The sequence below is a fragment of the Micromonospora sp. NPDC000089 genome, from assembly GCF_042899365.1.
In the GTDB taxonomy this organism is placed as follows: domain Bacteria; phylum Actinomycetota; class Actinomycetes; order Mycobacteriales; family Micromonosporaceae; genus Micromonospora.
Genome location: NZ_JBIAZT010000029.1, coordinates 1 through 10366, shown reverse-complemented (window position 1 = coordinate 10366; position 10366 = coordinate 1). Strand labels below are relative to the sequence as shown.

General features: G+C 72.3%; 11 protein-coding genes. 8 read left to right on the top strand and 3 right to left on the bottom strand.

Features of this window, described 5'->3' with window-relative positions; translation table 11 throughout:
• The first annotated feature begins 179 nt into the window (after nucleotides 1–179).
• The 3 genes from ACFY3U_RS27720 to ACFY3U_RS27710 are packed head-to-tail and all read left to right on the top strand — an operon-like array spanning nucleotide 180 to nucleotide 2581.
• Nucleotides 180–614 carry a hypothetical protein gene (locus ACFY3U_RS27720; protein WP_387206924.1) on the top strand — a complete coding sequence of 145 codons (435 nt, stop codon included), beginning with the start codon at nucleotides 180–182 and terminating at the stop codon, nucleotides 612–614.
• Complete coding sequence (locus ACFY3U_RS27715; RefSeq protein WP_387206925.1) at nucleotides 611–1618, top strand: TniB family NTP-binding protein; 1008 nt, start codon at nucleotides 611–613, stop codon at nucleotides 1616–1618. The genes ACFY3U_RS27720 and ACFY3U_RS27715 overlap by 4 nt, the downstream gene beginning before the upstream one ends.
• Before the next feature lie 24 nt (nucleotides 1619–1642).
• Complete coding sequence (locus ACFY3U_RS27710) at nucleotides 1643–2581, top strand: TniQ family protein (protein ID WP_387206923.1); 939 nt, start codon at nucleotides 1643–1645, stop codon at nucleotides 2579–2581.
• A 381-nt stretch (nucleotides 2582–2962) separates the two neighbouring features.
• On the opposite strand, the gene ACFY3U_RS27705 is transcribed toward ACFY3U_RS27710, so the two are convergent.
• On the bottom strand, nucleotides 2963–3922 hold the full coding sequence (locus ACFY3U_RS27705; protein ID WP_387206921.1) for a DMT family transporter: 960 nt from the start codon (nucleotides 3920–3922) through the stop codon (nucleotides 2963–2965).
• On the opposite strand from ACFY3U_RS27705, the gene ACFY3U_RS27700 reads away from it, so the two are divergent.
• Nucleotides 3921–5327 carry a PLP-dependent aminotransferase family protein gene (locus ACFY3U_RS27700; protein WP_387206920.1) on the top strand — a complete coding sequence of 469 codons (1407 nt, stop codon included), beginning with the start codon at nucleotides 3921–3923 and terminating at the stop codon, nucleotides 5325–5327. The genes ACFY3U_RS27705 and ACFY3U_RS27700 overlap by 2 nt on opposite strands.
• A 108-nt stretch (nucleotides 5328–5435) precedes the next feature.
• Here ACFY3U_RS27700 and ACFY3U_RS27695 read toward each other — a convergent pair whose 3' ends face one another.
• Nucleotides 5436–6173 carry a VOC family protein gene (locus tag ACFY3U_RS27695; RefSeq protein WP_387206918.1) on the bottom strand — a complete coding sequence of 246 codons (738 nt, stop codon included), beginning with the start codon at nucleotides 6171–6173 and terminating at the stop codon, nucleotides 5436–5438.
• Nucleotides 6174–6270: 97 nt separating this feature from the next.
• Here ACFY3U_RS27695 and ACFY3U_RS27690 point away from each other — a divergent pair, with 97 nt between their 5' ends.
• A complete protein-coding gene (locus ACFY3U_RS27690) occupies nucleotides 6271–7005 on the top strand; it encodes a class I SAM-dependent methyltransferase (RefSeq protein ID WP_387206916.1) in 735 nt (244 codons plus the stop codon).
• A gap of 44 nt (nucleotides 7006–7049) precedes the next feature.
• Here the strand turns inward: ACFY3U_RS27690 and ACFY3U_RS27685 are convergent, their stop codons facing one another.
• Nucleotides 7050–8582, bottom strand: a complete 1533-nt coding sequence (locus ACFY3U_RS27685; RefSeq protein ID WP_387206914.1) for a glycosyltransferase family 39 protein — start codon at nucleotides 8580–8582, stop codon at nucleotides 7050–7052.
• 105 nt (nucleotides 8583–8687) lie between these two features.
• Here ACFY3U_RS27685 and ACFY3U_RS27680 point away from each other — a divergent pair, with 105 nt between their 5' ends.
• The 3 genes from ACFY3U_RS27680 to ACFY3U_RS27670 all read left to right on the top strand — a co-directional run bounded on the left by ACFY3U_RS27680 (nucleotide 8688) and on the right by ACFY3U_RS27670 (nucleotide 10190).
• On the top strand, nucleotides 8688–9173 hold the full coding sequence (locus ACFY3U_RS27680; RefSeq protein ID WP_387206913.1) for a GNAT family N-acetyltransferase: 486 nt from the start codon (nucleotides 8688–8690) through the stop codon (nucleotides 9171–9173).
• Nucleotides 9174–9241: 68 nt separating this feature from the next.
• Nucleotides 9242–9631 (top strand): cupin domain-containing protein, encoded by a 390-nt coding sequence (locus tag ACFY3U_RS27675; RefSeq protein WP_387206911.1) that lies wholly within the window; start codon nucleotides 9242–9244, stop codon nucleotides 9629–9631.
• Between the two features lie 133 nt (nucleotides 9632–9764).
• Entirely contained in the window at nucleotides 9765–10190 is a 426-nt protein-coding gene (locus tag ACFY3U_RS27670; protein WP_387206909.1) for an Hsp20/alpha crystallin family protein, read from the top strand.
• The last annotated feature ends 176 nt before the right edge of the window (nucleotides 10191–10366 follow it).

The window sequence follows — 10366 nt, the reverse complement described above, 5'->3', positions numbered from 1 at the left end:
TGAACCAGTTCGACATCATGTTCCCCGGCCGCCTGGACAAGGCATAACATCACCAACCAGGTCAGGCCCTTACACAAACGAACTGATAGGCCCTGCGCCCCCTCGACGGGCGCACCTACGACAGCCGAGCGCTCAATCCCTACCGCCGGCAGCACTCCGGAATCGCGGCCAAGCGGGGGTTGTGGGAGGTCCGCCACGACCCCTACGACCTAACCCACGTGTGGGTGCGCAACCACCGCGACGGCGGCTGGATCCGCGCCGGATGGACCCACCTGCCGATGGTGGCCGCACCGTTCGCCGACTTCACCTGGCGCCACGCCCGACAACAGGCCACCCCCGATCCGGGCGGCGAGTCGAATGAAACCGCGACCGCCCGGGTGCTGGCCGACCTGCTGCGCCGCGCCGGCGAAGGCCCCACACCGCAAGCCCCGCCACACGAGACCAGCCGGCGTGTGGCGGCCAGGACCCGGGCCGCCGTCACGTCGCACCGGCCCCCCGTCACTCCCGAGCCTCCACCCGGGCCCGACTTTGACGAGCCCGAGGACGAGCAGGTCGACAACGTCGTCCCGTTCGGCGTCTTCAACGCCCGCGAGGAGGCGCAACGGTGGCTATGACCGCCGCGTTCACCCCACCGGCTGACGAGCCACTGACCAGCAAGGAAGGCTGGACCCGGTGGGTGCAGCACGACCCGCGCCCGCCCGAGCTGCACCTGGACTGGCCGCACCTAAGCCCGGTCGAGCAGACCGCCTACGATGACGCCCGACTGGACTACCACAGCGACCTCATCGTGGTGAACACTCCCACCATCCAAGAGGTCGTCAAGACCGTCCGCCGGCTGCTGATCCTCAACCGCCGGCAGATGTCCGCCCGCCGGGGGCTGATCATCACCGGCGGCGCCGGCACCGGCAAGACCACCGCCATCACTCAACTCGGCCGCGCCCACGAACTCGCCGTCGCACTACGTCATCCGATGACCGGCCCGCGGATCCCGGTCGTCTACGTCACCGTCCCGCCAGCAGCGACACCCCGCATGCTCGCCGTCGAGTTCGCCCGCTTCCTCGGCCTGCCCCTGGCGGCACGGTCCAACATCACCGACGTCACCAACGCCGTCTGCGCCGTGCTCTGCCACGTCGGCTGCGACCTGGTACTCATCGATGAGATCCACAACCTCAACCTGGCCACCCGCGCCGGAGCCGAAGCATCCGACCAGCTCAAATACTTCTCCGAGCGGCTCCCCGCCACGTTCGTCTACTCCGGCATCAACGTCGAACGCGCCAATCTTTTCACCGGCACCCGCGGCGAACAGATCGCCAGCCGATTCGCCACTATCGCCACCCGGCCGTTCGCCTACGGCACCAACAACCAGCGGGAGAACTGGCGGTCCCTGGTCGCCACCCTCGAACAAGCCCTACGGCTACACCACCACAAGGCCGGCAGCCTCGCCCGCCACAGCGAGTACCTCTACCAACGATCACGCGGCATGATCGGCATGCCTGTCCCATCTCATCCGCGGCGCCGCGATCGACACCATCCTCGACGGCACCGAAAAGATCACCAAGGCCCACCTCGACGCGATCCGCCTCGACCACGCCGCCGAGACAGCCACCCCCGCCCGTGATCGCCGCCAACGACCGAGCACGGCATGACCAGTGCACCCACCCGACGGCTGCCCATTGCCACACCCCCTGTCACCTGGGAAACCGTCACCTCCTACCTGAGACGGCTCGCCGCCACCAACCACGTCCCCGTCCGCGACATCGAGGCCGCCATCGACGCCTCACCGAACAAGATCTCCTACCGGCAGACCCGCACTCTCAACCTCGACAAACTCAGCGCGCTCACCGGCCAAACCACCGAGCACCTACGCCGCGTTCTACCTGAGCTCCGCCAGCCCGCGCCTCGCTGGTGGCTGTTCCAGGCGTTTCCCCGACCCGCCTGCCCACCCTGCGTCCGCCGCCACCGAGGCGGCACCGTCCACCGCTACTACCCGCACCACGTCACCACCTGCGTCAAGCACAACCTCTGGCTCGGCACCCTGGCTCCCGCAGCGACCACATGGCCCGTCACCGAGCACAGCATCAACATCGAGCGCCTACCAGAGATCAAAACGGCGCAGATCCGCCACCGACGTCTCGTCCGGCGCTACGGTCAGACCCCGGTCCTGATCGCCACCACAGCGGCCACCGACACATGGGAATACCTCCACGGCCGCTACGTCGGCGACAACCAGAGCCAACGCCTCTCCATACTGCGGCCAGCCGCCCACCAGTATCACGCTGACGACCCCGCGCTCCATGCTGCGAGCTATCCGGAAATCATCGCGGCGACCAACCTCTTCGTCACACACCGCTGGCAGACCCAAGCCACCTCACCGAGGACCCAGGGCGACGCCGTCGCCGCCTTCTGCAACCTCATCGACGCGTCCATGCGCTACGACCCATGGCCCCAAGGCCACCACAGCCACCTCGCAGTCCTCATCGAGAACCACATCCGCTCAGACTCAACCAACCAGAACAAGATCACTTCTGCCGGTATCAGATACACCGGACCACGAGCAGCATGGACGGCCCAATCAAAGTGATCATTCCCAGTTCAGGAGTGCGCACTGACATCAACTACATCGGGCCAGGACAGCAACTGTCCTGGACCCGAGAACCTGATGCGGCACGATTCGGCCTCCGGGAACCCGGGTCGCGACGGGACCTGTGGTGTGCCGCAGAGGGATCGGGCCCCGTCAGGCCAGGACGAGGAAGTCCAAGGCGTCGACCGAGGGCCCGGTCTCGGGTGGACGCCGCCGCGCGCAGCCCGGCCAGGCCCGTGGCGTGCTCGTCGTCGTACGCGAAGAGCGCCATCTCATCGACTCGAGCCCACGCCCGCGAGGCGGCCAAGGGTGCGGGGGTTGAGGACTTCGCCACTCCCGGCATTCCCGGACGCACGTGTCACGGACCGGTGGCGCCCGTCGTCAGCGTGCGGTGCGCTGCGACGCGTGAGTGGTGGTGTCCTGGTCGGTGGCGGACGCGCGGGTGCGCTGGATCAGTGCCACGCAGGCCAGCACGACCAGCGCGGCTCCGACCGAGGCGGGGGTGACGGTCTCGCCGAGCAGTAACGCGGACCAGAGCAGGGTGAGTACCGGCTGTGCGAGCTGGATCTGGCCGACCTGGGCGATGCCACCTCGGGCCAGGCCCGCGTACCAGGCGAAGAAGCCCAGGAACATGGAGATCGCGGTGAGGTATCCGAACGCCGACCAAGCGGCGGTGTCGGGTCGCGGCGGGTGGGCCCAGGCGGCGAGGAGCGTAATCGGCAGGGTGACGGGCAGCGACAGCAGCAGCGCCCAACAGATCGTCCGAGCGCCACCCAGATCGCGGGCGAGCGCGCCGCCCTCGGCGTAGCCCAGACCACACAGGACGACCGCGGCGAGCAGGAACAGGTCGGCGGCCGACACCGCACCGCGCACCGCGCCGCTGGTGATCAGGAAGGCGAGGACCACCGCCAGCCCGCCGACGCTGGCGACCCAGAAGAGCTGCGGCGGGCGCTCGCCGGCCCGCAGTACCGCGAACACGGCGGTCATCGCGGGTAGCACGGTGATGACGACCGCGCCGTGTGCGGACGTCTGGGTGGTCAGTGCCAGCGAGGTGAAGAGCGGGAAACCCACGACGACGCCGACGGCGACGATCGGCAGCCGCCGCCACTGGTCCCGGGTGGGTCGCGGCGCGCCGGTGAGACGGAGGTACGCCCACGCCAGAAGTGCCGCACCGACGGCCCGGCCGAAGGCGACGAACCACGGGTCAAGCTCCCGCACGGCGACGCGGGTTGCGGGCAGCGACATGCTGAACGCGAGCACGCCGAGCGCGCCGAGGGTGAGGCCGACGACCCGGTTCGCCGTTACGGTCCCGGGGACAGTAGCGCTATTCTTCTCACTCATGAATGACGGTAACGCAGTGGCCGGTGTTATCCAAGATCTGCGCAGGCTGGCGGCCGCCGCGGACCCGGGAACCCGGCTGCCTTCGGTGCGCGAGTTGACCGCCCGGCGTCGGGCCTCGCCGGTCACCGTCGCCGAAGCGGTCCGACAGCTGGTGGCGGAAGGGCTGATCGAGACGCGACCGGGGAAGGGCACCTTCGTGGTCGCCGCACCGGACGAGCGGCGCACCCCCGACCTGTCGTGGCAGACGGTGGCACTCGGTGCCCGCAGACCGGGCGAGGACGAGATGCAGGCGTTGCTCGCGTTGCCGCGGCCGGGAGCGATTCCGCTGTCCGGCGGCTACCTGGACGCTGACCTGCAGCCGGCTGCGGCGCTCGGCGGCGCGCTCGCCCGCGCGGCCCGGCAGCCCGCGGCGTGGCAGCGCGGGCCGGTGGAGGGACGTGAGGATCTGCGCGCCTGGTTCGCTCGGGAGGCCGGGGCCGGGCTGCGCGCCGACGACATGGTGATCTGCCCGGGCGGGCAGGCGGCGCTGTCCTCGGCGTTACGTGCTCTCGCCGCACCGGGTGACACCCTGCTCGTCGAGTCCCCGACCTATCTGGGGGCGTTGGCCGTGGCCCGGGCGGCCGGGCTGCGGGTGGTACCGGTGCCCGCCGACGCCGACGGCGTCCTGCCCGACCAACTCGCCGCTGCGTTCGCCCGCACCGGCGCCCGACTGTTCTACTGCCAACCGCTCTACGCCAACCCGACGGGCGCGACACTGGCGGCCGATCGTCGGTGCGGGGTCGCCGATGCCGTCCGTGCCGCCGGAGCTTTCCTGATCGAGGACGACTACGCGCGCGACCTCGTCATCGATGGAGAGGCTCCGCCACCGCTGGCCGCCGACGACGCCGACGGGCACGTGATCTACCTGCGCTCACTGACCAAGTCCGCTGCTCCCGGGCTGCGTGTCGCCGCGCTGGGCGGCCGCGGTCCAGCCGGTGCCCGGCTGCGTTCGGGCCGGTTGCTCGACGACTTCTTCGTCGCCGGTCCGCTGCAGCAGGCCGCGCTGGAGATCGTCACCGCGCCGGCCTGGACGCGGCACCGCCGTGCCCTGCGTACGGCGCTTCGGGCGCGGCGCGAGGCGCTGCTCACCGCACTGCGCCGGCACCTGCCGGAACTCGCTCCACCGGCGATCCCACGGGGCGGTCTGCACCTGTGGGCGCGCCTACCCGACGGCATCGACGACGTCGCGCTGGCCGCCGCGGCCGCGACCGAAGGCGTCGTCGTCTTTCCCGGCCGCCCCTGGTACGCGGCCGAACCTCCGGCGCCGCACCTGCGGCTGACCTACGCCGCAGCCCCACCCGACCTCATGGACGAGGCCGTTCGCCGCCTCGCTCGCGTGGTCGAACAAGAAACGACACGGTCGTAGACCGTCCAGCGCCCATGCCGCCGCTGGCGCCCTCCATCAGCGACGGCGCCGTGCAACGGACAAGCCGCCGTTCGCGGCGGTCGTGCGGGGCGTCGTCCGGACCGGGCGTCAGCGCGGGGTGAGGACGCAGAACTCGTTGCCCTCCGGGTCGGCCAGCACCGTCCACGGCACGTCGCCCTGGCCGAGGTCGACGTCGGTGGCGCCCAGCGCCCGCAGCCGGGCCACCTCCGCGGCCAGGTCGTCGCCGGGGTACGGCCGCAGGTCCAGGTGGGTGCGGTTCTTGCCGGTCTTCGCGTCGGGCGTGCGCCGGAACTCCAGGTACGGGCCGACGCCTGTGGCGGAGCGCAGCACCGCCCGGTCGTCGTCGACCTCGTGCAGCACCCAGTCGATCGCCTCGTCCCAGAAGCGCGCCAGCGCCCGCGGGTCGAGGCAGTCGACCACCACGGCGCCGATCGGGCCGGTGTCCCGGTGGTGGGGGCGGGGCTCCGCCACGCAGAACTCGTTGCCTTCCGGGTCGGCCAGCACCGTCCACGGCACGTCGCCCTGACCGACGTCGACCGGTGTCGCGCCGAGCTCCGTCAGGCGGGTGACCAGCTGTGCCTGGTGTGCGGCGGAGGTGGTGGCGAGGTCGACGTGCACCCGGCTCTTGCCCACCTTGGCTTCGGGCACGGTGACCACGTCGATGCAGACCGCGGCCGGGTCGGGATAGTCGAAGCCGACGGGTTCGAGGTTGGTCACCCCGGGCTCCTCGATCTCCGTGCCCCAACCGAGCGCCGCCGCCCAGAACCGGCCGACGGCCACGTCGTCCCGGGCGTTCATCGCGATCTGCACCAGCCGCGTCGCCATGCCGCCGATCCTAGACACCCGCCGGGGCCGACGGCTGCCCGCGTACGGCCGGCGGAAACCGCTGGCAGGGGTGTCACGCGGGGGTTAGCGTGCGGCGATGCGCAACGGCGAGTTCCTCGATCCGCGGTTGGTCGAGGTCTACGACGTGGAATTCACCTGGGGGCGCGACGACGAGTACTTCCTCGCCCTGGTGGGTGAGACGTCGTCCGCCCGGGTGCTGGACTTCGGCTGCGGCACCGGCCGGCTCACCCTCGCCCTGGCCGCGGCCGGGCACACGGTGACCGGGGTGGACCCGGCCCCCGCCTCGCTGGCCGCGGCGCGGGCCAAGCCGGGCGCCGACCGGGTCGACTGGCGTGCCGGCAGCGCGAAGGTGCTGGACGCCGGGGCGTACGACGTGGTGGTGTCGACCAGCCATGTCACCCAGTTCGTGGTCGACGAGGCGCAGTGGGAGCGGACCCTGGCCGCGGTGCGCCGCGCGCTGGTCCCCGGTGGACGGCTGATCTTCGACTCACGGGATCCGACGGACCGGGGCTGGGAGCGGTGGAACCGGATCGACTCGCTGCGCCGGCTGACCCTGCCCGACGGCCGGGCGGTGCAGGTGTGGACGGAGGTGACCGACGTGCGCGACCGGGTCGTGTCGTTCACCCGGCACTACCGGTTCCCGGACGGCGAGGTGCTGGCCGACGCGACGATGCGGTTCCGCACCGAAGGTGAGTTGCGTTCCGCGCTGGCCGCAGCCGGCTTGCGGGTACGCCAGATCCAGGGCGGGTTCGGCGGCGAGCCGGTCGGTCATGGCGACGGCGAGCTGCTGGTGGTCGCCACGGCGGTCTGAACGTGGCCGCCACGGCCGTCCGGGCCGGGCGACGGCGGTCTGAGTCAGCCGGCGCGGCGTACCTCCTCGTCCCAGATCTGCGACCACGGCCGCCGCAGGCCGGTGCACAGCCAGATCGGGCCGCCGTTCTCGTCGTTGGCGACGTCCACCCGCTCGTCGATCCGTCCGACCTGGGTGACCTGGTCGAACCAGTCGCGCAGCTGGTCCGGGCGATCCCACCCGACGGCGAGCGCCACGTCGGCATCGTCGGGCGGCCGGCCGAAGTCGGCCATGCTGTTGTGCCCGGAGTACGCGGGCGGCAGCCCACGGGCCGGGCCGTACCGGGCGACGGCGCCGGCCTCGCCATAGTTCACGGTCAACACGACCACGCGCTGGCGTTGCGGCTCGGGCAGCGCCCGCTGGGCGGCGGCGAGCGAGTCGGTGAACGCGGGCCAGCCGATCGTCTCCCCGGCGTCGTAGTTGACGTCGACCACGAATCCCGGCAGCCGGTCGGCGGGCAGTGCGGGCAGCAGCAGCACCACGCTGACCACCACCGCCAGCGTCGCGCCGACCGCGAGCAGCGTGCGGCGCAGCGCCACGGCCCGGCGGCCGGCCCAGTCGACGGTGACGATCGCCCCGGCGGCGGTGAGCAGCAGCAACAGGGGCGCGTCGTAGTAGCCCTTGCCGCCGGCGAGCAGCACGATCGCGAACGCCACGAGCCAGGCCCAGGCCAGCGACCGGTACGCCCGCCAGGCCGGGCGGCGCAGCAGCGCCACCAGACCGGCGATCCAGATCGGCGTCGCGTACGCCCCGATGATGACCACATGCAGCAGCAGCGCGTCGACGCGTCCGCTGTACGAGCTGTCGCCACCGGCGATCGACGAGGCGACGCCGAGCTGGGGGAAGCCGTGCACGGCCTGCCAGATCAGGTTCGGCGCGGCCAGCAACAGGGACAGGGCCGCGGCGACGAGCACCCAGCGGTCGCGCAGCAGCCGGCGCGGCCCGGCGATGGCCACCCCGGCGACCAGGCTCACCGCGAGCAGCGCGGGCAGCGGCTTGTTGAGCATCCCGACACCGATCGCGGCGCCGGCGCCGAGCATCCAGCGGGAGTCGTCGCCGCGCAGCACCCGTACCACGCAGTAGAGGGTGACCAGCCAGACGAGCACGTCGACGGTGGTGGTGCTGAGCAGGTGGCCGGCGGCGAGCACCACGGCCGAGATCGCGGCGAGAAACGCGGCGAACAGTTGCCCGACCCGGCCGGCGCCGAACTGTCGGGCCAGGGCGGCGGTCAGCGCGACGGCCGCCCCGGCGATCAGCGCCGACGGGGTGCGCAGCACCGTGAGGTTGCCGGGGGCGAGGGTGTCCATCGCCCGGGCGATGACGGGTGTCAGCGGCCCCTGGTCGACGTACCCCCAGTCGAGGTGCCGGCCGCAGAGCAGGAAGTACAGCTCGTCGCGGTGGTAGCCGTACCGGGAGGCCAGCAGCAGCAGGACGGCCGTGACGCCCGCGGCCAGCAGCCAGGTCGCCGGCGTACGCGGCCCCGGGGGCGGTGGTCCGTCGGTAGCCGGGCGCGCGGGCGCGGTGACGGGTTCGGTCACCCGTCCATCGTGGCCCCGCCGGTCGAGCCGGCGTGGTCCCGGCGGGTCACGGTTCGGTGGCTATCGGCGTTGCCGGGCGGGGTCGGCGCGACTACCGTCCGCCGGGTGCTGATCAGAGACTTCGTCGACGCGGACTGGCCGGCGGTGCTGTCGATCTACCAGGAGGTCGTGGCGGCGGGTGACACCTTCCCGTACGACCCGACCTGGCCGCCGGAGGTGGCCCGGCAGGTGTGGGTGGAGCCGCCGCCGGCCCGCACGGTCGTCGCGGTGGACGGCGACCGGGTGCTCGGCACGGCGAAGATGGGTCGCAACCGGCCCGGCCCGGGCGCGCACGTGGCGACGGCGAGCTTCATGGTGGCCGCGGACGCCCGCGGTCGCGGTGTCGGCCGCGCCCTGGTGGTGGACGCCCTGGGCTGGGCCCGCGACCAGGGGTACGCGGCGATGCAGTTCAACGCGGTTGCGGAGACCAACACGGTGGCGGTGGAGCTGTACCGGCGGCTGGGGTTCGAGGTGATCGGCACGGTGCCGGAGGCGTTCGCGCACCCGACGGCGGGCCGGGTGGGCCTGCACGTGATGCACCGTTTTCTCTGACCGGCGCGGGCCCGGTCGGCGCCGCGCGGGGCAGCCGACCGCGGTGGGTCGGTGACACCATGACGGTCATGAGCGACGAGCCGATCGACCTCGTGGCGGCGCTGGCCGGCTTCGAGCAGCTGTGGAGCCCGCGGATCGTCACCCGGGTCAACGACTACGACGTCCGGATCGCCAAGGTGGCCGGTGAGCACGTCTGGCACACCCACGACCACACCGACGAGTTCTTCCTGGTGCTGGACGGGTCGCTGCGGATCGCGCTGCGCGACGGCGACGGTGAGCGGAGCGTCGAGCTGCCCCGGGGGTCGGTGTACGTGGTGCCGCGCGGCGTGGAGCACCGGCCGTCCTCGGTGGAGGGCGCGTCGATCCTGATGTTCGAGCCGTCCGGGACGGCGAGCGTCGGGGACCGGCACGACCCGGTGCCCGATCACGTGGACGCCACCACCGGGCACCCGCTCTGACCGCCGGCCGGGCGGGCGAGGTCGCCCGACTTGACGACGCGGGCGCGGCGCGCTAAATACAGAAGAGGACGTTGAGTCACCCACGCTCAACCCCCGAGAGACCTTCGGCAGAGGAACCGAGGAGGCACCAACCATGCTGATGCGCACCGACCCGTTCCGGGAGATGGACCGGCTCGCCGAGCAGCTGCTGGGCACCGCGAACCGCCCCGCGGTGATGCGCCTGGACGCCTGGCGCGACGGCGACCACTTCTACGCCGTGTTCGACCTGCCCGGCGTAGACCCGGACAGCATCGACTGCACGGTGGAGCGCAACGTACTGACCGTCCGCGCGGAGCGCCGCCGCCCCACCGGCGACGACGTGGAGCTGGTGGCCGCCGAGCGGCCGATGGGCACCTTCACCCGGCAGCTGTTCCTGGGCGACACCCTGGACACCGACCGGCTGGAGGCCGGCTACGACAACGGGGTGCTGACCCTGCGCATCCCGGTGGCCGAGCGGGCCAAGCCGCGCAGGGTCACCGTCACCGCCGGCCACAACGGCCACCGGCAGCTCACCGCCTGACCGTCCGCCGGCGAAGGGGCGCAAGCCCGGGCCTCCGCCCCTTCGCCGGCGGCCCCGGCGCGCCTGGTGGCCAATCGGCGCCCCCCCGGAGGGCCGTTCAGACCTGCTTGGCGCCGGCCGCCCGGGACGGGCCCCCGCGCCCGGCCCGCCCGCCCCGCCCCCCGCCCCCGGCGGCA